The organism is Nocardia shimofusensis NBRC 100134 (assembly GCF_001613125.1).
Classification (GTDB): domain Bacteria; phylum Actinomycetota; class Actinomycetes; order Mycobacteriales; family Mycobacteriaceae; genus Nocardia; species Nocardia shimofusensis.
Genome location: NZ_BDBT01000001.1, coordinates 39,125 through 64,022 on the forward strand (window position 1 = coordinate 39,125; position 24,898 = coordinate 64,022).

Below are 24,898 nucleotides of genomic sequence, written 5' to 3' on the forward strand. Positions count from 1 at the left end.
GAGGCGTGGAAGAGGCATCGCCCCGCTGCACTCGGGTGTCACACAGGGGCGGAAGGCGGTAACGGTATGGAGGGTGCCGGGCGTATGGCACGCCGCGAGTTCGCGCAGCGCCGTAGGGCGCAGGGATTCACCCAGGAGTCTCTGGCCGCCGCGCTGCAGGTGGAAAGGTCCACCGTGGTTCGCTGGGAAGCCGGTAAGAGCCGCCCCCACGCGGGACTGTGGCCAAAGCTTGCTGCGGCACTGCAAGTTACGGCCGATCAGCTGACCAATTTGCTCGCCGACGATTCTCCCGCTGCGGTCACCTCGCCGCTGTCACTGCCCTCGACGGTGAGGCCTCCTCGCGGCGGTTTCGAGCTCATGGACAACTCGCGCGATCGCGGCCGCTTTCCTCTGCGACGGGTGCTCATGGGATGTATACCGGATACACCGCCCAGCACACAGAGAGCTCTCGAGGCTGAGGTAACGCACGCATGGGATTTGTTCTTCTCTGCCCGCTTCGGCCAGATGGAACAGATGCTCCCTGCCGTGTTGGCATGCGCGTACAACACTGCGGAGACGACGACCGGCGAGCTGCGACGCCAGGTCAATATCGCACTTGCTCGACTGTTGCACGCCACATCAAACCTCCTGGGGTACACAGCTCAGGAAGACTTGGCCGCTCTGGCGCTCCTCCGCGCAGATGCGCTCGCGACAGAAAGTGGAGACGAGCTGACGCGAGCCGCCATCGCAGGATCGCATTCATGGCTGTTGGCAAAAAATCGAATATACGACGACGCCGCCGCGCTCGCCGAGCGCACCGCCACTGAAATCGAGCCACGATTGTCATCCGCCAGCCCGCGCAACATCGCCATTTGGGGAGAACTCCTCTGCTACGCCGCATTCGCGGCCTCCCGCGCCGGGGACTACGGCGAAGCGCGAAGGTATCTGCGTCTATGCGAGTCGGCCGGAGCGCATCTGGAAGACGAGTATGCCAACAGGCCGGAGACATCCAATGTGTTCGGTCGCACTTCAGCCGCAAGTTTCGGCGTTATCAACGAGATCGAGGCGAATCAGCCGCGGGAAGCTCTGAAACTTGCCGCCGTTGTCAGAGGCGGTGGCCCAGGAATTCCGCCCACAGTGCTCAGCCGCAGACTCATCAACGTCGCGCAGGCCCAAATTCACAACCACGACGATGCGGGAGCCGTGGAAACGCTCCGTCATGCGTGCGCAACGGCGCCAGAATTCGTCGGGCACATCTCTTTGGCCCGGACGCTGACCGATGAATTATTGACGCGCCGAGGCAGGTACCGACTGGACGGGCTTGTCGACGTTGCCGAACACCTCGACGCATCCGTCCGACCTGTAGGAATACCACGTTGATCGTCAACCCTGCCGCATTCACCGTCCTGTGCTTCGGTGACTCCAACACCTTCGGCCAACCCTCCGAAGGGCACGGCCGATTGCCGGTCGACGTACGCTGGACGGGGCGGTTACAGCAACTCCTCGGTCCTGAATACGCCGTTATCGAGGAGGGTCTCGGTGGTCGTACCACCGATTTGGACGACCCCGATCGTGACGACCGCAATGGCCGCACCTATTTTCAACCCTGCCTGCGCAGCCACTCACCGTTGGACATCGTGGTCATCATGCTGGGGAACAACGACCTCAAGACCAAGTTCGGTAGAGAAACCGACGCCGTCGCCACCGCGCTCGAAGGCTATATAGACAACATCGAGCGCACGGCCTGGACCCGCACCGGTGAAGTGCCTGGAGTACTTCTGGTCAGCCCGATCCACCTCGATCCCGATCAGCCCGCGTTCGCCGAGAAGAGTTCCGAGTACGACGCCGACTCCGTGCACAAATCGCGCCAACTCGGCGCGGCGATACGTCGCGTTGCCGACAAGCGCAAGGTTCTGTTCGCGGACGCGGCTACCGTCGCCTGCGCGGGAGACGATGGAATACACCTCAACCGTGCCTCCCATGAACCGCTTTCACACCTGATCGCGAGCACAATCAGGTCGATCTAGCTAGCGATGGCCGATGGATATACGCGGGGGCGCATGTTCAACCTGTGCCTACTCGCCTCTGCCCGCGCCGATGAAGATCCACGCGAAGCGGTACGGATCGGAAACGACGCACTCGGCATGGCAGCGGGCCTGGAGTCGCGACGCAGCCTGGCCTACCTGCGGGAGATTCGGCACCGCCTCGCCCCACACGCCGCGCTCCCGGAAGTATCCGACTTCCGGCAGCGTGTGCGCGAAGCAGCTATGCCCCGGGCAGACTGAGCGCGCGGTAGAGCGCGACGACCGTTGCAGCGCCGACGATCTCGCCGCGATCGATCATCTCGACCGCCTCATCGAGTGGGAACCAGCGCACGTCTTCGGCTTCATTGATGTCTGGGCGGGTGTCGGTGAGATCAGCGCCGTGGGCGAGGTACACCTGCTGCGGATGGTCCAGAGTGCCGATCGCAGGCTGGTACGTGACGAGGTGTTCCATCGAGCGCGGCCGCCACCCAGTCTCCTCTTCGACCTCACGAGCTGCGGCCCCCGCGATGTCTTCGGCGTGGTCGACATATCCGCCCGGCAACTCCCACACCCACCGGTCGATGATGAATCGGTGCCGGTACATCAGCAGCGCTTCTCGGCGTTCGTTGAGAACCAAGGTCATTGCGCAGGCTGGCATGCGGGCGACGTACTGGGTGAACTTGACGCCGTCGGGTAGTTCGACGTCAACGGTGGAAAGGCGGATGTGTCGGTTCTCGTCCACCACGGTCTCGCCGTGAATGGTCCACTGGGTGCGACTCACAGCCTCGACCGTAGTCTGACCACCTCCACCGGTCGCCGGACGGCATACATACGATCGGGCCGGCCAGCCCCCGATAACGCAGCCACCTGGTCCGCCCCCGGTGAGTGAGACCACCCGATCTGGCCCGCCGGTCGATCCGCTGTTACCAGAGTTGAGGGCATGGTGGAGTGTCGACCGGTGACCCCGATCGTTACGCACGAAAGCGGCCGTCACCACAATCGCCCTTCTGATTCTCTCGGCGGGATGAACTCGGACGGCGCCGCGGCTTGCACGAGACCGTCCCAGCCCAGTCCGCTCTCCTCGATCAAGCGGACCAGCAACTGCCAGGCCGCCCAGGCATCCCATCCAGCGCGATGATGCCCCTGGTCCGCGACAGCGTTTCCATCGAGACCTGCGTGGGTGATCAGCCTCTCCAGTGCGTAGCCACCGGCGAGGCCGGGCCATACCGCCTTGGCCAGACGCAGGGTGTCCAGCACCATCGGCGGCGCCCATCCGGGCAAGTGCTCGGAAAGCACCCGCCGCTCCACGTTCGCGTTGTGGGCGACGAGAATTCGATCGGTCAGCGCGCCACTGATCTGTTCGGATACTTCCGCCCAGCTCGGCTTGCCATCGACATCACCGTTGGTGATGCCGTGGACCTTGCGGGTGACGATGGGGGTGATCGGGTGGATAGGGCGAACGAGCCAGGACCGCGTCTCCTCAACGGACACCTCGTCGCGGGACACGGGCAGGATCGCGATTTCGATGATCTCCGGCGGGGTCTGGCCGTTGCCTTCGACATCGACAACGACGAATTCTCTGCCCCGCAGCGTGTGGGGAACGATCACCGTGTTGCCTCTCGAAGGCATGACCTACCTTCCCTACCTGTGGACGGTTGGCAGGGACAGTAGTGCCGACCACCGACAAGGGACCGCCCGACAGTCGAACCGACCGGCCCCGACACCACTCTCGGCTCCCGAGTCGTAGCAGCGGAGCAGAAGTATAATATGAACTTTATTGGCGGACGAAAAGAGCCAGTTCCTGGACGTCCATTTTCGTCCATGATTCTCGTGCTAGATTTGCGGTCAAATCACCGCAACGCAGAGGGGACTTGATGCAAACAGCTCGGCGGACCATTCACGTGAACCCGACTGTTCCAACTCCTTCCGGCCTTCGGATGGCCGGAATCGAAGACAGACTCGAATCGGACAAGTCGATCCGCAACGTGAATTATCCAGCTGACGATCTGTCGCATCAGTCGGGCGACGGCCTAGAGGTCCACGGTTGCCGGTTCGAAGGGGTGCGTCTGCCGACTGCGATCTCGCGAACAACCATCGAGGGTTCCCATCTGGTGTCCTGCGATCTCGCGAATGCGCAGGTGGACGAGTCATCGTTGCTTGATTCCGTAGTCACGTCCAGTCGTCTGACCGGCATCTCGTGGAGCCACGGGATCCTGCGCGGGTCGGTGATCGAAGCCCGTGCCGATCTCAGCTCGTACCGAAACACCAAAATTCGCAACGTCATTTTCAGAGACTGCGATCTGCGTCAATCGGACTGGCAGCGTGCGGAATTTCGTAACGTTCTGTTTCAGGGCTGCAATTTGACGGGAGCACAGTTTTCGAACGCGCAGATGCAGCACAATGTGCAATTCTCGGATTGCACACTCATCGACATCAGTGGCGTCCGCGGAATGGCCGGAGCGACTGTGAATGGAGGCGACCTGCTCGGGCTGGCGGGCAGCCTGGCCCGAGAGGTCGGTATCGGGGTCGAGTGGTGAATGTGGTCAAGCCGCGACGGGGTAGAAGGCGAACTCGGGACTGGTGATCGCCTCCACCACGGCGTCGAAGTCGAGGTTCACCGCAAACTCGCGCAGTTGTGTGACGAGAGTCTGCCCGTAGTCTTGCGCGGCCTCTGCCAGCTGCGTGCTCCACCGTTCGCGCCGGCCCGGTGAGGATTCGCCGAACCAAACGGATTCTCCCCGTTCGCCGACTAAATGTGCGAAGAGCACGAACGAATCAGAGGTCGGCCATGTAAAGTTGATAGCGAAGTTTTCGACAACCACTGGCGAACACAACATAGTTATCGGCAGAGGAACCAATCGGTGCACGACTTGGGGGAGTCAAGTTGAAGATTTCGGCACTTTTATTGACGACAGCTGCTGCAGTGATATCGGTAATGGCGCTGTTGCCCTTCCCGGCGGCTCACGCCTCCTTCCCGTGGGGCGCTTGCGGGATCGACTCACCCGAGGACAAGGTGGTCACAACCTTCGGCGCGTGGAAGTTGCTGTGCGGGAACAAGGACTACGGGTACCGGCACATCCAGGCCGGTCACATGAGCGAATGGGAAGGGCTCGCCGCAATCGAAGGCCGCAACTGGCGCGACATCGCCGACATGGCGATCGCCAAGGCTCACGACGCACCCGACTGGCATGGTCCACAGAGCGGCGGCCGGTATTGTCATACAGGGCAGATCTACCTGGTCAACCGTGTTACCGGTGCGATAGCCACGACCGTCCAGCCCACCGTGATCGTGAGTGAGGGCGGGATCGTGATCACTGCCTTTCCTGGAGGAGGATGTCGTGGAAAAGCATGAGCCGAGTGTGAAAGAACTTACCGAGTCGGTTATTCGTGCCGGTGCCGATTCCGGATACCGGATAAGCCGCGATGACGCGGGTCGGCTGCAGATCACGGATATCGGCGAATCACCGGTGGAGCCCCCGCTGACCTTTGTGGTAACCGACCAGGAATTCCGCGACTACTACCTGCGGCTCGCGGCGAATACAGGAGGACCGGTGGGCGCGGGCACCCCGTGGCAGACGTGGATGCTCTTGATGTCGACCCACCTCGATGAAGCCGTCTACAAGGCCGGTGTACTGAATCAGCCGTGCGTGATCATGATCGGCGAGACCGGTTTCCGGCCCGCGCCGAGGTGATGGGTACGCCACCAGGAACTCTGTGCCACCGGTCGGCGCGCAGGCGGGCGCCTGCGCGCCGCCCCTGCCGGGCTGCCGATCGTCAGAGGTGACGAATCGATCCGGCCGAGCCGCCGACCACGCCGAAACGGCCGAAAGGCCGCCCCACCCTTGCGGATGGGCCGGCCTTTCGGTCGAAAAGGTTGCCGTGCGGCGAGGACTCAGAAGTCCATGCCACCCATGCCACCGGTCGGGTCGCCCGCGGGAGCGGCGGCCTTCTCCGGCTTGTCGGCGACGACGGCCTCGGTGGTCAGGAACAGGGCCGCGATGGAGGCCGCGTTCTGCAGAGCCGAGCGGGTGACCTTGACCGGGTCGGCGACGCCGGCGGCCAGCAGGTCCTCGTACTCGCCCGAGTCGGCGTTCAGGCCGCTGCCCGCGGGAAGGTTGGACACCTTCTCCGCGACCACGCCGGGCTCGAGGCCGGCGTTGAAGGCGATCTGCTTCAGCGGGGCCGACAGCGCGACGCGCACGATGTTCGCGCCGGTCGCCTCGTCGCCGGTGAGCTTCAGCTCGTCCAGCGCCGGAGCGGCCTGCAGCAGGGCCACGCCGCCACCGGCGACGATGCCCTCTTCGACGGCGGCCTTGGCGTTGCGCACGGCATCTTCGATGCGGTGCTTGCGCTCCTTGAGCTCGACCTCGGTGGCAGCGCCCGCCTTGATCACCGCGACGCCGCCGGCCAGCTTGGCCAGGCGCTCCTGCAGCTTCTCACGGTCGTAGTCCGAGTCGGAGTTCTCGATCTCGGCGCGGATCTGCTGCACGCGGCCCTTGATGGCCTCCGCGTCGCCCGCACCCTCGACGATGGTGGTCTCGTCCTTGGTGACGACGACCTTGCGGGCCTGGCCCAGCAGCTCGACACCGGCGGTCTCCAGGGAGAGGCCGACCTCTTCGCTGACGACCTCGCCACCGGTCAGGATGGCGATATCGGCCAGCTGCGCCTTGCGGCGGTCGCCGAAGCCCGGAGCCTTGACGGCGACGGACTTGAAGGTGCCGCGGATCTTGTTCACGACCAGGGTCGACAGGGCCTCGCCCTCGACGTCCTCGGCGATGATCAGCAGCGGCTTGCCGGCCTGGATGACCTTCTCCAGCAGCGGAAGCAGATCCTTGACGGTCGAGACCTTCGAGCCGACGAGCAGGATGTACGGGTCCTCGAGGACCGCTTCCTGACGCTCGGGATCGGTCACGAAGTAACCGGAGATGTAGCCCTTGTCGAAGCGCATGCCCTCGGTGAGCTCCAGCTGGAGACCGAAGGTGTTGCTCTCCTCGACGGTGATGACGCCTTCCTTGCCGACCTTGTCCATGGCCTCGGCGATCAGCTCACCGATGGACGCGTCGCCGGCCGAGATACCGGCGGTGGCGGCGATCTGCTCCTTGGTCTCGACCTCCTTGGCGGTGTCGAGCAGCCTGGCGGTCACGGCCTCGACGGCCTTCTCGATGCCGCGCTTGAGACCCAGCGGGTTCGCGCCGGCCGCGACGTTGCGCAGACCCTCGCGCACCAGCGCCTGGGCCAGAACGGTGGCGGTGGTGGTGCCGTCGCCCGCGACGTCGTCGGTCTTCTTGGCGACTTCCTTGACCAGCTCGGCGCCGATCTTCTCGTACGGGTCCTCCAGCTCGATCTCCTTGGCGATGGAAACACCATCGTTGGTGATCGTGGGGGCGCCCCACTTCTTCTCGAGGACGACGTTGCGACCCTTCGGGCCCAGCGTCACCTTCACCGCGTCGGCGAGGGCGTTCAGGCCCCGCTCGAGGCCGCGGCGGGCCTCTTCGTCATACGCAATTGTCTTGGCCATGGCGTTGTTGAGATCCTCCATGTGTATGGCTGACACACAGGACGACCGCCGGTTGGGCCGCCCCATTTACGCTGGCCAGGTTCGGTGCCCGCGACGGACGACCGAGGGTGTCGATGAAACCCGGTCTCACCGTCCCGACCTGGCACTCACACGTGGAGAGTGCCAAAGCCATTTTTAGCACTCCCCCGATGAGAGTGCAAGGTTTACCGCAGCACCGGATCGATCGTCAGAGCCCGTCGTCGATGCGCAGCAGCAACGCCACGAACGCATCGGTGCGCCGGTCCTCCGGCGTACGGGGCTCCTCGTTGCCGACGGTCACCAACTCCGCGTCGCCGAGCAGCAGCTCGGCCTCCACGCGCATGACGGCCCGGATGAACGGCGGGGCCACCTCGGGGGGCAGATCGCCGTGGATCACGAATTCGCCGTCCGGACCGGATTCGGTCTCCACATAGGACAGCGCGCGCAGCAGGTCGATACGGCGTTCCCCAGCGACCAGGTCGGAATCTTCGGCCGTTTCATCCGGCATCGCTATAGCTTAACCGGCCGTCCGGCGTTATCCCGGGCGCGACTTACAGTTGCCGCGTGAGTGTGAGACCCGGCCGGGACGCGATCGACGGCGTCCTGGCACAGCTGTACGGAACGACCGAACCCGAACACTGGACGGTGTCGCACCACTGGACCGTAGGCAGCGCCGACCCCCTGGAAGGCATCTCGGCCTACGCACGTACCGATCCGGTCCCGCACTGGCACTACATCACCTACGGCATGTCCGAGCTGGACGAGAAGGCCTGGGGCGAGCCCTCGGTGTCCGGCTGGGGGTTCGAATTCACCTTCCGGCTGCTCGGCGACATCGACGTCGACCCGGCGCCGACGTGGCCGGCGAATTTCATGCAGAACCTGGCCCGTTACGTGTTCACCTCGGGCAAGCGCTTCGCCGCCGGGCAGACCATCAAGGCCAACGGACCGATCGCGGCCGATCACGCCGAGTCGCCCATCCGGGCGGTGGGGTTCGCGACCGACCCGGAGCTGGGCATCATCGAGACGGTCAACGGGCGGGTCGAGTTCCTGCAGATCATCGGGCTGGCCGAGACCGAGTACCAGGCGGCGCGCGGCGGCAAGCTGCTCAACGTGCTCGACGCGTTGCGCGACCGGTTGCCGCTGCTGGTGACCGATATCGACCGCGAATCGCTGTTGCCGCCGCCTGCCCCGCGCGCGCAGTGGCCGCGCTGGGGCGGCGGACTGCGCGGACGGGGCTGACCGGCCGAACCGAGCTCAGGACTCCTTCGGGATCAGCTGCGAGAGCAGTTCGACGAGATGGCCCTCGACGGATTCCTTGTCGATCCCGAGGCCGCTGATCGGGCCGTCGCCGTGCTCCTCCTCGAGCAGGGCGAGCAGCACGTGCTCGGTACCGATGTAGTTGTGGCCCAGTCGCAGCGCTTCGCGGAAGGTCAGCTCGAGCACCTTCTTGGCATCGGCGGCGAACGGGATCAGACCGCCGTCGAGGTGTTCGGGCCGTTCGGCCGGGGCGGGCGGCAGGGCGGCGACGGCTGCGGCACGCAGCGCGTCCTCGGTGATGCCGCGGCCCACGATCTCACGTATCGCGAGGCCCTCGGGTTCGGTGAGCAGGCCGAGGATCAGGTGCGGCGCGGCGATCTCGGCATGCCCGGACTCGCGGGCGGCTTCCTGCGAGGCCGCCACCGCATTGCGGGCGCGGGGGGTGAAGCGGGCGAAGCCGTCCTTGGGATCCATGGCCGCACTGGCAGGCCCCTTCGGGACGAAGCGCTTCTGCGCGGCCTGTTTGGAGACGCCCATGCTGGCGCCGATCTCGGTCCACGAGGCGCCGGAGCGCCGAGCCTGGTCGACGAAGTGGCCGATCAGATGGTCGGCCACTTCGCCGAGGTGATTCCCGACGACCACAGCGTCGGAGAGTTGTTCGAGCACACTGTCCGGGCGGGCGGTCTTGATGCCCGCGATGAGGTCGTCGAGGCGAATTTGCGAGGTCATACGTCAACCATAAGTTGACGAACCCATATCGTCAACCCTTGGTTGACGATATCCGACAGCGCGGTCCGCGCTCGCCGTCAGCGCAGTCCGGCCATCGGAATCGTGCTGCGCACCACCAGTTCCTTCACGACCGCCGCGGCCCTGCCGCGCAGCATCCACCTGCCCGGCCGATCGTCGGCGCGCAGACCGTGGACCAGTCCGTCTCGGCGGCCCAGGCTCAGGCACTGCCCCTGATACCGGAACCGCAACGGCTTCGGCTCGCGCCCGCGCAGCCCGGCGACGATCACCGCCGCGGCGTGCGCGCCGGTCGGTATCGCGGTCGCACACGCCATCCGCAGCTCCCGGCCGCCGGGACCGGCGATCACCGCGCTGTCGCCCACCGCGAGGATCTCCGGGTGCGAGGTCGAGCGCAGGTAGCCGTCGGTGCGGATCCGGCCCGCCGCGTCGACGTCCAGGCCCGCCCGTGCCGCGAGATCCGGCACCGCGAATCCGGTCGTCCAGACCGTCGTCGCGGCGGGCACCACGCTGCCGTCGGCCAGACGCGGACCGTTCTCGGTCACCTCGACCACCTTCGCGCCCGTGCGCACCTCGACCCCCAGCCGGTCGAGCACTCCGCGCACGTGCGCGACCGCTTTGCCGCCCAGCCAGGCGGCGGGCTCGTCGGCGCCCAGCAGGATCACCGGCGTGCCCGGATACGACTCGGCGAGTTCGGCCGCCAGTTCGATGCCCGTCGCGCCCGCCCCGACGACGGCGACCGGCCCCTCGACCCCGGTCGTCCACCACGCGTCCTCCGGGGTGGCGACCGACCTGGCGTATTCGGCCACGCCGGGAACGTGATTCGGCGCGATGCTGCCGAGCGCGTAGACGAGGGTGTCGTATTCGAGCGTGCCGCCGGTGTCCAGGCGGACCGACCGCGCGGCCGGGTCCAGTTCGATCGCGCGGGCCCGCACGAACTCGGCGCCGTGCCGATCGAGCGCCCGCGCCAGTTCCCACTGCCGGAGTTCTTGTCCGGCGACCCGCTGATGCAGTCGCACCCGCTCGGTGAATTCCGCCCTGGCGTCCACCACGGTCACCCGCGCCCCGCGCGCCCGCCGCAGCTTCCGCACCGCGGCCAGGCCCGCGTATCCCGCGCCGAGCACGACGATCCGATGCTGTTCTCCGGTCATGATGAGGCTCCTTCCGTTCGCCCTCTCTCACCAAGACCGGACAGCCCCGCAGAATCTGACCGCGGCACCGGTGAGCCGCGTCACAACGACACCGGCGCGACCGCGTCACAACGACACCGGCGCGACCGCGCCACAACGGACGCCGGCGCGACCGCGCCACAACGGACGCCGACGCGACCGCGCCACAACGGACGCCGACGCGACCACCTCGGATCAGAACCCGGGCGCGACCTGGTCAGGGCGTACGGGTGGCGATTCGGATGAAGTAGGCGAGCTTGTCCGGGTTCACGAGCAGTCGCACGGCATCGACCTGCCCGTCGGCGACGTCGATGCCCACCACCAGCATCGGCGCCCCACCGAGGCGGACCACCAGCGCGGGGGCGGCGTTGATCTCCTCGATGTCGAAGGCCATGCCGGGCACCTGCTTGCGGAACAGGCCGATCAGGTAGCGGGCGACGTGATCGGCGCCGTGCACCGGGCGGCGGGCCGCGCTGACCACACCGCCGCCGTCGGCGGTCGCGGTCGCGTCGGCGGAGAGCAGGTGCCGCAGGCGTTCCACGTCGCCGGTGCTCGCGGCGTGCAGGAAGCGTTCCAGCATCTGCCGGGCGTGCGCACCGGAGACCTCGAATCGACTGCGGTCCAGCCTGACCCGTTGCGTCGCACGGTGCAGGGCCTGCTGGGAGGCCGCCTCGGAGACCTCGAGCATCTCCGCGATTTCGCGGTGCGGGTAACCGAAGGCCTCACGCAGGACGAACACCGCGCGCTCGAGCGGATTCAGCCGCTCCAGGGCGGTGAGCAGCGCCAGCGACACCGACTCGCGCAGTTCGACCGTCTCGAGCGGACCGAGTTCCGAGGTGGGCACCGGCTCGGGCAGCCAGGGCCCGACGTAGCTCTCCCGGCGCGCGCGGGCCGACACCAGCCAGGTGCGGCACAGGTTCACCACGGCGGTGGTCAGCCAGGCTTCGGCGGAGCGGATGCCGGTCCGGTCGACGCCGTCCCAGCGCAGGTAGGTCTCCTGCACCGCGTCCTCGGCCTCGGTCGCCGAGCCGAGCATCCGGTAGGCGAGCGCGAACAGTCGCCGACGATGCGCTTCGAATGCGCGCAGCCCGTCCTGGTCCATCGCCGCTCCTCCCGGATAGCTCGTCCTCGCGACCGGCTGTCGGCCCGAATCAGTCCTCGGGCGTATCCGTCGGCTCGCCCCCCGGCCTGCGCAGCCGCAGCCGGGCACTGGAACCACGGATCGCGGGCCGCGGAATGCGCCGCTGCGCCCGCCGCTGGGCCCGGCGTTCGGCCGGCTTGGCCTGCCACGTCTCCGGCCGCGCGGCCACCCAGCGCTGCGAATGCCAGGCGAACGGGATGTGCGCCAGATAGACCGCGACCAGTACCAGCAGCAGGATCAGCGGGTAGGTGACCAGCAGCGCGGCGGCCAGCGCGACGAGTACGAGCAGCCCGGCCGCGGCCTGCGGCGCCACCGACACCGACTTCAGCGCCAGCGTCGGGATGGTGCTGACCGCGAGCGCGGCCGACAGCACGGTCCATGCCGCGACCTCGAAGAAGCCGACCCACCAGCCGTCCCCGAACTGCACCAGCAGCGCGATGGGCACCAGCGCGATCAGCGCCGCCGCGGGGGCGGGCACGCCGACGAAGTACTCGCGCGCCCAGTCCGGGCGGTTGTCGTCGTCGAGCAAGGTGTTGAACCGGGCCAGCCGCAGCACGATGCTGACCGCGAACAGCAGCGCCATGATCCAGCCGACACTGTGCTCGTCCAGCAACGCCACATACAGCACCAAGGCGGGCGCGACGCCGAAGGAGATGGCGTCGGACAGCGAATCGAGTTCGGCGCCGATCTTGGTGGTGGCGTCGAGCATCCGCGCCAGTCTGCCGTCGAGCATGTCGAACACGGCCGCGGCGCCGATCATCGCCAGGGCCACGGCCAGCTCACCGTCGAGGGCGAACTTCACCGAAGACAGGCCCGAGCACAACGCCAGGATCGTCACGACGCTCGGCAGCAGTCGGATGCTGCGACGGCGGCGCCTGGGGGACGGCGTGGCCGCCTCCATCACGGCAACTCCCTTACGTCAGCTGGGCGAGGACGGTCTCGCCGCCGATGGTGCGCTGGCCCGGCTGCACGAGCAGTTCGGTACCGACCGGGAAATAGGTGTCCACCCGGGAACCGAAGCGGATCAGGCCGTAGGTGTCGCCGATGGTCAGCACGTCGCCGACCTGGGCGTCACACACGATGCGCCGCGCCAGCAGACCGGCGATCTGCACGACCACCACGGTCGCGCCCTTCGCGGTCTCGAGCACCATGCTGTTGCGCTCGTTGACCGAGCTGGCCTCGGGCAGATCGGCGGACTTGAACTGCCCGCTCTGGTGCCGGACCTCGCGGACCACGCCGGAGACCGGGGTGCGCTGCACGTGCACGTCGAGCACCGAGAGGAAGATGCTCACGCGCGGCAGCGGCTGATCGCCGAGGCCGAGTTCGGCGGGCGGGGCGGCGGTATCGACCAGGGCGATCTCACCGTCGGCCGGGGCGACGACCACGCCTGCCCGGTTCGGGGGCACCCGGTTGGGGTGGCGGAAGAAACCCGCGCAGGCGGCGGCGGTGACCAGACCGGCCCGGCGCAGCCACCTGCGTTTACCTGCCGCGACCGCGACCGCGAGCGGGACGGCCACGAAGGGCAGCCCGGCGGGATGCAACGGTGGGATCGTGGATCGCACCAGATCGACGACATGGCCGACCCCGGTGGTCTCGGGTGTGCCGGGCGGGGTGGGACGGCGTGCCACAGACTCCTCTTTCGTGCTCGATGCGCTTCGCGTGCTCGATGCGCCCAACTGCAAGCCACCACACAGTACGCCGAACGTGCGGTCGGGCGCTTCGCTCGTCCCGGTCACCCCTCCGCCGACCGGTCGTTCACACCGATGTGGCGTTCGGTCCACACATCCGCAACCGGAGGGCTAATATGAGGGTGCCTCATGTCTAAGGAGTTCGGATCTGAACCCGCAGGTAACCAGGAGCCGCACATGTCCGTACGAATCGCCCAGACGACCGGCGTCGACAGCACCGCGATCCTCGGACTCGGCGTCTATCGCCCGGCCCGGATCGTCACCAACGACGAGATCGCCGGTCCGATCAATTCCAGCGACGAGTGGATTCGCACCCGATCCGGAATCAGGACCAGGCGATTCGCCGACGCCTCCGAGACCGTTCAATCGATGAGTGTGGCCGCCGCGCGCAACGCGATGGACGCCGCCGAGGTCTCCGCCGACGAGATCGACTGCGTCATCGTCGCCACCTCCACGCATCTGCTGCTCACTCCCGCCGCCGCCCCGCGCATCGCCACCGAGCTCGGCATGAACGGCGCGGCCGCCTTCGACATCTCCGCCGGCTGCGCGGGCTTCTGCCACGCGCTCGCCATGGCCTCGGACCTGGTCCGCGCGGGCACCTCGAAGAAGGTGCTGGTCATCGGCGTGGAGAAGCTGACCGACACCGTCGACATGACCGACCGCTCGACCGCGTTCCTGTTCGCCGACGGCGCGGGCGCGGTGGTGGTCGGCCCCTCCGAGAAGCCGGGGGAAGCGGGCATCGGCCCGACGGTGTGGGGGTCGGACGGCACGCAGCACCACGCCATCCGCCAGACCAAGGACTGGCTCGAGTTCTTCGCCGAGATCGAGGAGAAGGGACTCGAGGCGGTCCGCCCCTACCTGGCGATGGAGGGCACCGCGGTCTTCCGCTGGGCGGCGCACTCGCTGGAGAAGGTCTGCCGCGACGCGATCGACCGGGCCGGGCTGACCACCGACGACCTGCAGGCGATGATCCCGCACCAGGCCAACGGCCGGATCATCGAGATCATGGCGCGGGTGCTGAAGCTGCCGGAGGACTGCGCACTGGCCAACGACATCGAGGAGAGCGGAAATACCTCGGCCGCCTCGATCCCGCTGGCGATGGAAGCGCTGCTTCGCAAGGGCGAGGCGCGCCCCGGCGATACCGCGCTGCTGATCGCCTTCGGCGCCGGACTGTCCTACGCCGCTCAAGTGGTCACCCTGCCGCGCTGGAAGTAGTCCCCCGCGCTGGGAAAGGCTCCGCGCCGGAATCAGCCGCGGAGCCGAACGATCACGCCGTCTCGGCGGCGGCCTTGATCCGGGCGAGCGTGGTGGTCATGCCACCGACCAGGTCTTTCTCGAAAGAGGTTTCGCTGCCGAAGAAGACGTCGATGGCCTTGCGGATCGGCCAGGGCACCCCCGCCGAGGCGTCGCGGCGCTGGGTGAGCCGGGTGCCGGTCGCGGTCGGCTCGAGCGTGAAGCTCCAGGTGGTGCCGTTCTCGTTCATCCGGAAGGCGAGTTCGCGTTCGGGATCGTAGGAGACGATGCGCGAACTGGTCGGCCAGACCTTCCAGCCCTTCTTGTTCCAGTTGACCGTCCAGGCGCCCGCCTTCGGCGTGCCCAGCGTCTTCATGCGCCGAGTCGTCGGGCTGAATTCCGACATACGGTCCAGGTCGGAGACCACCCGCCAGACCCGCTCGGGCGGAGCGATGATGTCGACTGTTGCTTCGAGGTTTTCGGCCATGAGTACCTCCGTGCTCGACGAACCTGTTCCCGGCCATCCTAGACGGCGTGTTCCACGCCACGTCCCGAAGACATTTGCGTCACGAATCGGCACGACACGGCAGAGGCGTTGCGACAACGGGCATCCCGATACCGATGAACAACCCCGATGAGACAACCCTCAGCATCCCACCTATTCGAGTGAGGTGATCAGGCCGTGAATCTGCGCTCCCTGCTCCACCGCCGCCGCCCGGACCGCGTCCCACCGCTGCCGCTGATCGGACCCGACGACCGCCGCTCCGTGGACCCCGCCGCGGCGCCGCCGACCACCGCCGCACCTCGGACCGCCCCGCTCACCGACGAAGAGCGCCTCGAACGCCTGCTCACCCCCACCGAACTCGCCCTGGTCCTCGAACACCGGATGACCCTCGACCCGGAATCCGCATCGGCACGCCCGCACGACAGTGCCCTCCCCTGAGATCGCTCTCCCCTGACATCGCGACCCGTGCCACTTCCCGCGGTACCCGCCGGTAGGCTCTGCGATCGCGCCGGAGGCTCCGGCGCCTGATGGCACCCCCGGGAAGAACGAGCATGAAGCGATTTTCCGTCGTCCTGTCCACCGCAGCGGCGCTGACCCTGACCCTTTCCGGTTGTGGCGGTTCGGATTCCGGCGAGGCAGCCGACTCGGCGGACAAGACCACGCAGATCACCTGCGCGGAGTTCAAGACCCTCGACACCGAGGCGGAGAAGGCCGTGGTCGAGGCGATCCTCGCCGAGAACCCCGACAGCCAGTACTCGGGCAGCCCGAACGTCGCTCTCGGCACCGCCAAGCTGGTGTGCTTGTCGGAGTCCAACGCGGAAAAGACCGTCGCCGAGGCTGCGGGGCTGACGAAGCAGGCCGCCGAGTAATTCCGTGGCGCCGGCGGAACCCCGGGAATCGAGCGGAAGGGCGACCGTCCGCGCGACCGCAGCAGGCGCGATGGCGGACTCCCGGGAAGCGGGCAGAATGGCACAGTGGCAGAACTGGCGCTCACCGCTCGCTTGAATCCGTCCGCCGCCGACGCCAGACGCGGGGTGGTGCGGCTGCACCCGGAGGCGCTGACCGCCCTCGGATTGCGCGAGTGGGACGGGATCGCGCTGTCGGGGGCCAGGCACACCGCGGCCGTCGTCGCGCTGACGCCTGTGGGCACTCCCCCCGGGGTGGCGCTGCTCGACGACGTCACGCTGTCCAACGCCGGCATCAAGGAGGACCAGACCGTCGTCGTCGCGCCGGCCGTCGTGCACGGCGCCCGCCAGGTCGTGCTGAGCGGATCGGCGCACGCCACCCGCAGCATCCCCGCGGCGACGCTGCGCCAGGCCCTGCTCGGCAAGGTGGTGACCGTCGGCGACGCGGTGTCGTTGCTACCCCGCGACCTCGGTCCCGACATGCCCACCTCGACCGCCGGACAGGCACTCTCGCGCACCTTCGGCATCGCCTGGACCACCGAACTGTTGACGGTGACCGCCGTCGATCCCGCGCCGGGCCCGGTCAGCGTGCAGCCGAATACCGCGGTGTCGTGGACGGCGGGCGCGGTCGCCGCGCGGGAGGCCGCCGACCGAGCCGCGGTGGGCGGCCCGAGCGGTCGTGGCTCGCGCGGGGGCACCGAGGCAGCGGTATCCCATGAACCCGGTCTCGCCGGGACCGGCGTGGAATCGGCGGGCTCGGCCGCCGCGGTCCACCGCTCGACCTCCGGCGAGGCGCCGATTCCGGTGGAGGATCTGACCGGTATGCACGCCCAGGCCGCCAAGCTGTCCGAATGGCTGAGCCTGTCGCTGGACGAACCCGAACTGCTCAGGGCTCTCGGCGCGTCCGCGCACTTGGGTGTGCTGATCACCGGACCGGCCGGTGTCGGCAAGGCGACGCTGGCACGCGCGGTGGCAGCCCCGCGCAGGCTGATCGAACTCGACGGCCCCACGGTGGGCGCGGCGGAGAGCGGCGCCCGATTGCGCGAGGTCGCCGCCGCGGTGGCCGAGGTGGGTTCCGGGCAGGGCGGCGTGCTGTTGATCAGCGATATCGACGCGCTGTTGCCCGAGCAACCCGAGCCGGTGGCCACCCTGATCCTCGATCAGCTGCGTGCCGCCATCTCCGGCCCCGGGGTGGCGTTCCTCGCCACCACCGCGCACCCCGGCCGGGTCGATGCCCGGCTGCGCGGCCCCGATCTGTGCGATCGAGAACTCGCGCTGCCGCTGCCGACCGCGCCGGTGCGCCGGGCGCTGCTCGAACAGGTGCTGCGCAAGGTGCCCACCGGCGAGCTGGCGCTGGACGCGATCGCCGCGCGCACGCCCGGCTTCGTGATCGCCGATCTGGCCGCACTGGCCAGGGAAGCCGGTCTGCGGGCGGCCTCGCGAGCCAGCAGGCAGGGCACTGCGCCCAAGCTGACCCAGGACGATCTGCTCGGGGCACTCGAGGTGATCCGCCCACTGTCGCGCTCGGGTACCGAGGAGCTGGCGATCGGCAGCCTCGGCCTCGACGACGTGGGCGACATGGTGGAGACCAAGCAGTCGCTGACCGAGGCGGTGCTGTGGCCGCTGCACCACCCCGACTCCTTCGCCCGTCTCGGCGTGGAGCCGCCGCGCGGGGTGCTGCTCTACGGTCCGCCCGGCTGCGGCAAGACCTTCCTGGTACGCGCGCTCGCCGGTTCCGGCCAGCTCAGCGTGCATTCGGTGAAGGGCGCCGAACTCATGGACAAATGGGTCGGCTCCTCCGAGCGCGCGGTGCGCGAACTGTTCCAGCGGGCCCGTGACTCCGCGCCGTCGCTGATCTTCCTCGACGAGGTCGACGCGCTCGCGCCACGGCGCGGTCAGACCGGCGACTCCGGCGTCGGCGACCGGGTGGTGGCCGCGCTGCTCACCGAGCTCGACGGCGTGGAACCCTTACGCGACGTGGTGGTGCTCGGCGCGACCAACCGCCCCGAACTCATCGACCCCGCGCTGCTGCGGCCCGGCCGCCTGGAACGGCTGGTGTTCGTGCCGCCGCCGGACGCGCAGGCCCGGCTGGCGATCCTGCGCACCGCGGGCAAGTCGGTGCCGCTGGCCGCCGATGTGGATCTGGCCGCACTGGCCGAGGACCTCACCGGTTACTCCGCCGCGGACTGTGCTGCATTGTTGCGGGAGGCCGCGCTGGCCGCCATGCGACGCGATGTGAACACCGCCGATGTGACCGCAGGCGATGTCGAAACGGCGCGCCGAGCCGTCAATCCGTCCCTGGATCCGGCCCAGGTGGAGTCGTTGCGCCGCTACGCCGACGTGCGCGGCTGAGCGGGTTCCTCGCCGTCGCGACACGGCGTCCCGCGGAGTCCAGCACGAACGTGCCACTCCGGGGTGCGGGCGGTGCGATGAAGGCCATCGGATTACCCCGATTGACCAGCCGATACACCAAGAAGAGTCAACCCACCCGCATTCGCGCCGACTGCGCCACATAGGATGAATACACAAACACCCCGCCGCTACTACCCGACGGAGTGCAGTTTTGCTCATAATTCTGCTCGCACACGCCTGTGCCGCGCTTGTCGCGCCCGTATGCGTGCGGATGTGGGGTCGCCGAGCCTTCGCTGCGCTCGCTCTCGTGCCTTTTCTCTCACTCGGCTGGGTTGTCGCCGCATGGGGTACGACCAGCGAGGTCCGGCTGGAATGGGCGCCCAGCATCTCCATGGACTTCGACTTGCGATTCGACTCGCTGGCCGCGGTGATGGCTGTGCTCGTGCTCGGCATCGGCGCACTGGTGCTGCTGTACTGCACGCGCTACTTCGAGGACGACGAACCCGCGCTCGGACAGTTCGCCGCCTATCTGGTCGCCTTCGCCGGCGCCATGTTCGGCCTGGTCGTCAGCGACAACATGCTGGTGCTGTTCGTCTTCTGGGAAATCACCACCGTCCTGTCGTTCCTGCTGGTCGGGCACAACACCGCCAGGCCGAGCAGGCGCGCGGCGTTGCAGGCGCTGCTGGTCACCGGTTCCGGTGGCCTGGCGATGCTGGTCGGCATCATCATCCTCGGCCAGACCGCGGGCACCTACCGGCTCTCGGAGATCATCGCCATGCCGGAGCCGCCCAGCGGGACGGCGGTGACGGTGGCGGTGGTGCTGCTGTTGGTCGGCGCGCTGAGCAAGTCCGCGATCGTGCCGCTGCACTTCTGGCTGCCCGGCGCGATGGCCGCGCCCACCCCGGTCAGCGCCTATCTGCACGCGGCGGCGATGGTCAAAGCCGGCGTGTATCTGGTCGCCCGCCTGGCACCCGCGTTCGCGGACTACCCGCTGTGGCATCCGATCGTGCTCACCCTCGGCGCGGTGACGATGATTCTGGCCGGGTGGCGCGCGCTGCAGGTGACCGACCTGAAACTGGTACTCGCCTTCGGCACGGTCTCCCAGCTGGGCTTCATCGTCGTGTTGGTCGGCATCGGCACGCCCGCGGCGGCACTGGCCGGAGTCGCCATGATCGTCGCGCACGCGCTGTTCAAAGCAGCTCTGTTCATGGTGGTCGGCATCATCGACCACAGCGCGGGCACCCGCGACCTGCGCCAACTGACCGGACTCGGTCGACGCGAACCCCGGCTGCTGTGGATCTCCGCGCCGGCCGCGTTGAGTATGGCGGGCATCCCGCCGCTGTTCGGCTTCGTCGGAAAAGAAGCCGCGCTCACCGCCGCCGCCGAGGCGGGCATTCTCACCGACCCGGCGCGGATCGCGCTGACCGCCGCGCTGGTGGTCGGCTCCGCGCTGACCGTCGGCTACAGCGCCCGCTTCGTCTGGGGCGCGTTCGCCGACAAAGCGGATGTGCCGGCGGTGGACTGGCATCGCCCCGGCCGGCTGATGGTCGTCGCGCCTGCCCTGCTGGCGGTGGCGAGCCTCGCCGCCGGTCTCGCCGCGCCCTGGATGGACGAGCTGCTCGCGCCCTACGCCCGCACGCTGCCCGGCGAACTGCACGACCACCTGGCGCTGTGGCACGGTGTCACGCTCGCGCTCGGGCTCACGGTGATCGTGGTGGCCGGCGGCGCCGCGCTGTTCCTGGTGCGCGGACGCATCGTCGACACCGAGCACCATCTGCTCGGCAACGCCGACCGCGCCTACGACGCGACGCTGCGCGGCATGACCACGCTGTCGTTGCGGATGACCGGAGCGGTGCAGCGCGGTTCGCTGCCGCTGAGTCAGGCGACCATCCTGGTCACGCTGGTGCTGCTGCCCGCCGCACTGCTCGCCTTCGGCACCCGCGCAGGCGTCGAGCTGCGGTTGTGGGACAACCCGCTGCAGGTGGTCATCGGCGCGATCATGGTGATGATGGCGCTGGCGGCGACGGTGCTGCGCAACAGGCTGGCGGCGGTCATCGTCGTCGGCGCCACCGGCTACGGCTGCGGCCTGATCTTCGCCCTGCACGGCGCGCCCGATCTGGCGCTCACCCAGTTCCTGGTGGAGACCATCACGCTGGTGGTCTTCGTGCTGGTGTTGCGCGGGTTCCCGGCCGAGATCGAGGCAGGCCGCGAGGTCGCCTTCAAAGCTCGCCGCGCGATCCTGGCCGTGCTGGTCGGCGTCACGGTGGCGGTGCTGACCGGGTTCGCGGTCGCCGCCCGCTCGGCCGAACCGATCTGGAAGCTGATTCCCGAGGCCGCCTACGAATTCGGCGGCGGCAAGAACGCGGTGAACGTGCTGCTGGTCGACATCAGGGCTTGGGACACCCTCGGCGAGATCACGGTGCTGATCGTCGCCGCGACCGGCGTGGCCTCGCTGGTGTTCCGCACCAGGAGGTTCGGCAGCGCGCCCCGTGCGGCCGACTCGCCGAACTACGATCCCGACGCGGTGAGCTGGCTGCCCGCCGGACGATTGGTCGACCGCCGCGAGCGCTCGATGGTTCTGCAGGTCACCACCCGGCTGGTCTTCCCGACCATCATGGTGCTGTCGATCTACTTCTTCTTCGCCGGGCACAACGCCCCCGGCGGCGGCTTCGCGGGCGGTCTCACCGCGGGCCTGGCGTTGACCCTGCGCTATCTCGCCGGTGGCCGGTACGAACTCGGCGAGGCGCTGCCGGTCGATGCCGGGCACGTGCTCGGCGCGGGCCTGACCTTGGCCGCGGGCACGGCGGTGAGTTCGCTGCTGCTCGGCGCCCCGCCGCTGTCCTCGGCGATCATCGAGGTGACCCTGCCGGTGCTCGGCCACATCAAGCTGGTCACCGCGCTGTTCTTCGATCTCGGCGTCTACCTCATCGTGGTCGGCCTGGTCCTGGATGTGCTGCGCAGCCTCGGCGCCCGCCTGGACCTCGAACTGCCGGACACGGCTTCCAGCGCCGAGGCCTCGGCCGTCGCCGCCGGCGTCGCAGCTGCCAACGGCACGACTACCTCGAAGGACACCCGAGCCAACGGCACCACCGCGGGCAACCGAACAGCTACCAACGGTCGCTCGGACAGCAACGGCATCGCCGGCACCGACAGCGACACGAAGGGCGCCCACCGATGAGTGCCAATCTGACGATTCTGATCATCATCGGCGTGCTCACCGCGTGCGGGGTGTACCTGATCCTGGAACGAGCGGTCTCGCGCATGCTGCTCGGGATGCTCTTGTTCGGCAATGCCGTCAACCTGCTCATCCTGACCGTCGGCGGCCCGAGCGGTGAGCCACCGTTTCTCGGCTCCGGGGCCGAGACCGAGGAGATGGCAGACCCGCTGGCGCAGGCGATGGTGCTCACCGCCATCGTCATCACGATGGGCCTGGCCGCGTTCGTGCTGACCCTGGCCTATCGCGCCTACCGCCTGACCACCACCGAAGACGTGCCCACCGACCAGGACGACGCGGAGATCGCCGCGCGCCGCGACGGCGAGGAGCCCGACCAGTGACCCTCTCCGCCGACCTCATCACCGTCCTGGCGCCGCTGCCGGTACTGGTGCCGATGCTGGCCGCCGCGCTGTGCCTGATCTTCGGCCGCAGCCCGCGCGTACAGGGCACCGTCATGCTCGTCGCGCTCACCGCGATCGTGGTCATCTCCGGCCTGCTGCTGTACCTGGCCGACCGCGACGGCACGACCGCGCTGCAGGTGGGCAATTGGGACACCCCGATCGGCATCACTCTGGTGGTCGACCGGCTCTCGGCGAGCATGCTGCTGGTCTCGTCCATCGTGCTGCTCGCGGTCGCGATCTACGGTGCGGGCCAGAACATCCGCGACGGCGACGACCGCCAGCCGACCTCCATCTACCGTCCGAGTTATCTCATCCTGACCGCGGGCATCTGCGTCGCCTTCCTCGCCGGTGACCTGTTCAACCTGTTCGTCGGGTTCGAGATCCTGCTGGCCGCCTCGTTCGTGCTGCTCACGGTGGGCGCGACCACCGAACGCATCCGCGCGGGCATCGCCTATGTGATGGTCTCGATGCTCTCGTCGATGATCTTCCTGATCGGCATCGCCCTGGTCTACGCCACCACCGGCACGGTCAATCTGGCCCAGTTGGCGGTGCGGCTGGAAGCGATCCCCGAGGGCGTGCGGACCGCCTCGTTCGCGGTGCTGCTGGTGGCCTTCGGCATCAAAGCGGCTGTGTTCCCCCTGTCGAACTGGCTGCCCGACTCCTACCCGAGCGCGCCCGCCCCGGTCACCGCCGTGTTCGCCGGCTTGCTCACCAAGGTCGGCGTCTACGCGATCATCCGCACCAACAGCTTGTTCTTTCCCGACGGCGCCTTCGACACCATCCTGATGGTCTGCGGCCTGCTGACCATGCTGGTCGGCATCCTCGGCGCGATCGCGCAGAGCGACATCCGCCGAGTGCTGTCGTTCACGCTCGTCAGCCACATCGGCTACATGATCTTCGGCGTCGCGCTGTCGAGCGCCGCCGGTATGGCGGGCGCGGTGTACTACGTCGCCCACCACATCCTCGTGCAGACCGCGCTGTTCCTGGTCGCCGGTCTCATCGAGCGCCAGGCCGGGTCCACCTCGCTGCGCAGACTCGGCGGCCTGGCGGCGGCGAGTCCGCTGCTCGGCCTGCTGTACCTGGTGCCCGCGCTGAATCTGGGCGGCATCCCGCCGTTCTCCGGCTTCATCGGCAAGGTGGCGCTGTTGCAGGCGGGCGCGGACGACGGCGGCGTACTGGCCTGGGTGCTGGTCGCCGGTTCGGTCGTCACCAGCCTGCTCACCCTCTACGTGGTGGCGCTGCTGTGGGCGAAGGCGTTCTGGCGGCCACGCGCCGAAGCCCCCGAGGGGCACCTCGCGGCGGCGCGACCGCCCACACTGGTGGAGGACTCGACCGATGTGCTCTACGACGAGCGCGTCGATCCCGGCCGGATGCCCGCGCTGATGCTGCTGTCCACCGCGGGCCTGATCGCCGTCGGCGTCGCCATGACGGTGTTGGCGGGCCCCATCCTCGGCATCGCCGATCGAGCCGCCGTCGAACTACGTGATCCGGGCGTGTACACCGGCGCTGTGCTGGGCGATCCGCAGGAGTACCGATGACCGACGTCGAAGCCATGAGCACCGCCGAGCAGTCCTCCGGACCGTGGTGGCAGCCCAGCCGGGAGCGACTGGTCCGCGTCGGCGTATTGCTGTGGCTGGCCGTGGTCTACACCGCCCTGTGGGGCGATCTGAGCGTGGCCAATGTGCTGGCCGGACTCGCCGTCGGCACGATCGTCATGATCGCGTTGCCGCTACCGAAGATGCCGGTCACCGGCCGGTTCCAACCGTTCGCGATCGTCCAGGCGATTGTCATCGGCACTTATTACGCGATCGAGTCGAGCCTGCAGATCGCCTGGTTCGCGCTCCGGCCAGGACCGCCGCCGGTCTCCGGTGTGCTGCGGGTCGGCCTGAGCACTCGCTCGGACCTGGTGCTCGTCCTCGCCACCGACCTGCTCAACCTGATCCCCGGCACCATGGTGCTCGAGATCGACCGGGCCCGTTGCCTGGTCTACGTGCACGTGCTCGACGTGGGCAGCGAGAAGGCCGTGGAGAAGTTCTACCGGCAGACCCGCACCCTCGAGCGGCTGTTGATCATCGCCTTCGAGCGGTCGGTCCCGAAGCCGCCCCTACGCAAACGATGAGGAGGTGAGCATATGACCGTCGTCATGACCATCGCGGCCGTGCTCCTGTCGGCCGCCGCCGTGATCACCAGTTACCGCATACTCGCCGGGCCCAGCACGCTGGACCGGATGGTCGGCATGGACTCGCTGACCGCGATCTTCGCCTCCGGCCTGGCGGTGTGGGCCGCCTACACCGGAAATACCACGGTGCTGCCTGCGGCGATAGCGCTGGCGCTGGTCGGCTTCCTCGGCTCGGCCGCCGTCACCCGATTCCGAGTGAGGGACGACCGATGAGCATTGTCCGCGACGCGCTGTCGGGCCTGTTGATCCTCGGCGGTTCCGGTCTGTCGTTCACCGCCGCCATCGCGATCGTCCGTTTCCCCGACTCGCTGACCCGTATGCACGCGGCCACCAAACCGCAGATCGTCGGGCTGGTCCTGGTGCTCTTCGGTGCGGCGATCGATCTCTACGGCCGCGGCAACATCTGGCTGTTGGCCCTGGTCGGCATGTTCACGCTGCTGACCGCCCCGGTGATCGCCCATCTGCTCGGCCGCACCGCCTATCGCGAGCAACGTCACCGTGACGGCCTGCTGCGCGTCAACGAACTCGGCAACGCCCTCGACGGCCCCGAACTCCCCTGAACACGCACGAA

General features: G+C 68.2%; 27 protein-coding genes. 16 read left to right on the plus strand and 11 right to left on the minus strand.

From position 1 onward, the window contains the following. The first annotated feature begins 84 nt into the window (after positions 1-84). Together NS3_RS28160 and NS3_RS00200 are read left to right on the plus strand one after the other, a co-directional pair. Positions 85-1,359 (plus strand): helix-turn-helix transcriptional regulator, encoded by a 1,275-nt coding sequence (locus tag NS3_RS28160; RefSeq protein WP_169811571.1) that lies wholly within the window; start codon positions 85-87, stop codon positions 1,357-1,359. Further along, complete coding sequence (locus NS3_RS00200) at positions 1,356-2,006, plus strand: GDSL-type esterase/lipase family protein (protein WP_067852053.1); 651 nt, start codon at positions 1,356-1,358, stop codon at positions 2,004-2,006. The genes NS3_RS28160 and NS3_RS00200 overlap by 4 nt, the downstream gene beginning before the upstream one ends. 238 nt (positions 2,007-2,244) lie before the next feature. On the opposite strand, the gene NS3_RS00205 is transcribed toward NS3_RS00200, so the two are convergent. Together NS3_RS00205 and NS3_RS00210 are read right to left on the minus strand one after the other, a co-directional pair. Next, complete coding sequence (locus NS3_RS00205; RefSeq protein WP_067852055.1) at positions 2,245-2,784, minus strand: NUDIX hydrolase; 540 nt, start codon at positions 2,782-2,784, stop codon at positions 2,245-2,247. 209 nt (positions 2,785-2,993) lie between these two features. Further along, entirely contained in the window at positions 2,994-3,611 is a 618-nt protein-coding gene (locus NS3_RS00210; protein WP_067852057.1) for a 3'-5' exonuclease, read from the minus strand. 329 nt (positions 3,612-3,940) lie between these two features. Here NS3_RS00210 and NS3_RS00215 point away from each other — a divergent pair, with 329 nt between their 5' ends. Beyond that, complete coding sequence (locus NS3_RS00215; RefSeq protein ID WP_067852059.1) at positions 3,941-4,540, plus strand: pentapeptide repeat-containing protein; 600 nt, start codon at positions 3,941-3,943, stop codon at positions 4,538-4,540. Positions 4,541-4,546: 6 nt separating this feature from the next. Here the strand turns inward: NS3_RS00215 and NS3_RS00220 are convergent, their stop codons facing one another. Then, positions 4,547-4,825, minus strand: a complete 279-nt coding sequence (locus tag NS3_RS00220; RefSeq protein WP_157101084.1) for a hypothetical protein — start codon at positions 4,823-4,825, stop codon at positions 4,547-4,549. A 62-nt stretch (positions 4,826-4,887) separates the two neighbouring features. On the opposite strand from NS3_RS00220, the gene NS3_RS00225 reads away from it, so the two are divergent. After that, positions 4,888-5,355, plus strand: a complete 468-nt coding sequence (locus tag NS3_RS00225) for a hypothetical protein (RefSeq protein WP_157101085.1) — start codon at positions 4,888-4,890, stop codon at positions 5,353-5,355. Then, a complete protein-coding gene (locus tag NS3_RS28760; protein ID WP_157101086.1) occupies positions 5,342-5,695 on the plus strand; it encodes a hypothetical protein in 354 nt (117 codons plus the stop codon). The genes NS3_RS00225 and NS3_RS28760 overlap by 14 nt, the downstream gene beginning before the upstream one ends. A 200-nt stretch (positions 5,696-5,895) precedes the next feature. On the opposite strand, the gene groL is transcribed toward NS3_RS28760, so the two are convergent. Next, entirely contained in the window at positions 5,896-7,521 is a 1,626-nt protein-coding gene (gene groL / locus NS3_RS00235; RefSeq protein WP_067852707.1) for a chaperonin GroEL, read from the minus strand. Between the two features lie 226 nt (positions 7,522-7,747). Beyond that, positions 7,748-8,047, minus strand: a complete 300-nt coding sequence (locus NS3_RS00240; RefSeq protein ID WP_067852067.1) for a hypothetical protein — start codon at positions 8,045-8,047, stop codon at positions 7,748-7,750. Between the two features lie 56 nt (positions 8,048-8,103). Here NS3_RS00240 and NS3_RS00245 point away from each other — a divergent pair, with 56 nt between their 5' ends. After that, positions 8,104-8,778 (plus strand): suppressor of fused domain protein, encoded by a 675-nt coding sequence (locus NS3_RS00245; RefSeq protein WP_067852069.1) that lies wholly within the window; start codon positions 8,104-8,106, stop codon positions 8,776-8,778. A 15-nt stretch (positions 8,779-8,793) separates the two neighbouring features. On the opposite strand, the gene NS3_RS00250 is transcribed toward NS3_RS00245, so the two are convergent. The 5 genes from NS3_RS00250 to NS3_RS00270 form a co-directional block, all read right to left on the minus strand. Then, positions 8,794-9,525: a Clp protease N-terminal domain-containing protein gene (locus NS3_RS00250; RefSeq protein ID WP_067852072.1), complete on the minus strand. Its 732-nt coding sequence runs from the start codon at positions 9,523-9,525 to the stop codon at positions 8,794-8,796. Between the two features lie 77 nt (positions 9,526-9,602). Then, positions 9,603-10,691: an NAD(P)/FAD-dependent oxidoreductase gene (locus NS3_RS00255; RefSeq protein ID WP_067852074.1), complete on the minus strand. Its 1,089-nt coding sequence runs from the start codon at positions 10,689-10,691 to the stop codon at positions 9,603-9,605. Positions 10,692-10,926: 235 nt separating this feature from the next. Further along, positions 10,927-11,811 carry an RNA polymerase sigma-70 factor gene (locus NS3_RS00260; protein ID WP_067852076.1) on the minus strand — a complete coding sequence of 295 codons (885 nt, stop codon included), beginning with the start codon at positions 11,809-11,811 and terminating at the stop codon, positions 10,927-10,929. Positions 11,812-11,860: 49 nt separating this feature from the next. Continuing rightward, positions 11,861-12,751 (minus strand): CDP-alcohol phosphatidyltransferase family protein, encoded by an 891-nt coding sequence (locus tag NS3_RS00265; RefSeq protein ID WP_067852078.1) that lies wholly within the window; start codon positions 12,749-12,751, stop codon positions 11,861-11,863. Positions 12,752-12,764: 13 nt separating this feature from the next. Next, a complete protein-coding gene (locus tag NS3_RS00270) occupies positions 12,765-13,478 on the minus strand; it encodes a phosphatidylserine decarboxylase (RefSeq protein WP_067852080.1) in 714 nt (237 codons plus the stop codon). A 237-nt stretch (positions 13,479-13,715) separates the two neighbouring features. Between NS3_RS00270 and NS3_RS00275 the strand changes: the two genes are divergently transcribed. Further along, positions 13,716-14,753, plus strand: a complete 1,038-nt coding sequence (locus NS3_RS00275) for a beta-ketoacyl-ACP synthase III (protein ID WP_067852082.1) — start codon at positions 13,716-13,718, stop codon at positions 14,751-14,753. 52 nt (positions 14,754-14,805) lie between these two features. Here the strand turns inward: NS3_RS00275 and NS3_RS00280 are convergent, their stop codons facing one another. Next, the gene (locus NS3_RS00280) at positions 14,806-15,258 is read right to left on the minus strand and encodes an SRPBCC family protein (protein ID WP_067852084.1); all 453 of its coding nucleotides are present in this window, start codon (positions 15,256-15,258) and stop codon (positions 14,806-14,808) included. Between the two features lie 195 nt (positions 15,259-15,453). Here NS3_RS00280 and NS3_RS00285 point away from each other — a divergent pair, with 195 nt between their 5' ends. The 9 genes from NS3_RS00285 to mnhG all read left to right on the plus strand — a co-directional run bounded on the left by NS3_RS00285 (position 15,454) and on the right by mnhG (position 24,887). Further along, the gene (locus NS3_RS00285; RefSeq protein WP_067852087.1) at positions 15,454-15,714 is read left to right on the plus strand and encodes a hypothetical protein; all 261 of its coding nucleotides are present in this window, start codon (positions 15,454-15,456) and stop codon (positions 15,712-15,714) included. A 113-nt stretch (positions 15,715-15,827) separates the two neighbouring features. Further along, positions 15,828-16,145 (plus strand): hypothetical protein, encoded by a 318-nt coding sequence (locus NS3_RS00290; RefSeq protein WP_067852089.1) that lies wholly within the window; start codon positions 15,828-15,830, stop codon positions 16,143-16,145. A 105-nt stretch (positions 16,146-16,250) separates the two neighbouring features. Next, a complete protein-coding gene (locus tag NS3_RS00295) occupies positions 16,251-18,533 on the plus strand; it encodes an AAA family ATPase (protein WP_067852090.1) in 2,283 nt (760 codons plus the stop codon). A 211-nt stretch (positions 18,534-18,744) separates the two neighbouring features. Continuing rightward, positions 18,745-21,711: a Na+/H+ antiporter subunit A gene (locus NS3_RS00300; protein WP_084494917.1), complete on the plus strand. Its 2,967-nt coding sequence runs from the start codon at positions 18,745-18,747 to the stop codon at positions 21,709-21,711. Further along, positions 21,708-22,088, plus strand: coding sequence for a Na(+)/H(+) antiporter subunit C (locus NS3_RS00305; RefSeq protein ID WP_067852093.1), 381 nt, complete (start codon positions 21,708-21,710; stop codon positions 22,086-22,088). Before NS3_RS00300 ends, NS3_RS00305 begins: the two co-directional genes overlap by 4 nt. After that, a complete protein-coding gene (locus NS3_RS00310; RefSeq protein ID WP_067852095.1) occupies positions 22,085-23,686 on the plus strand; it encodes a Na+/H+ antiporter subunit D in 1,602 nt (533 codons plus the stop codon). Before NS3_RS00305 ends, NS3_RS00310 begins: the two co-directional genes overlap by 4 nt. A 14-nt stretch (positions 23,687-23,700) precedes the next feature. Continuing rightward, on the plus strand, positions 23,701-24,267 hold the full coding sequence (locus NS3_RS00315) for a Na+/H+ antiporter subunit E (RefSeq protein WP_245649426.1): 567 nt from the start codon (positions 23,701-23,703) through the stop codon (positions 24,265-24,267). A gap of 12 nt (positions 24,268-24,279) precedes the next feature. Then, the gene (locus NS3_RS00320; RefSeq protein WP_067852099.1) at positions 24,280-24,540 is read left to right on the plus strand and encodes a monovalent cation/H+ antiporter complex subunit F; all 261 of its coding nucleotides are present in this window, start codon (positions 24,280-24,282) and stop codon (positions 24,538-24,540) included. Then, positions 24,537-24,887: a monovalent cation/H(+) antiporter subunit G gene (gene mnhG, locus NS3_RS00325; RefSeq protein ID WP_067852100.1), complete on the plus strand. Its 351-nt coding sequence runs from the start codon at positions 24,537-24,539 to the stop codon at positions 24,885-24,887. The genes NS3_RS00320 and mnhG overlap by 4 nt, the downstream gene beginning before the upstream one ends. The last annotated feature ends 11 nt before the right edge of the window (positions 24,888-24,898 follow it).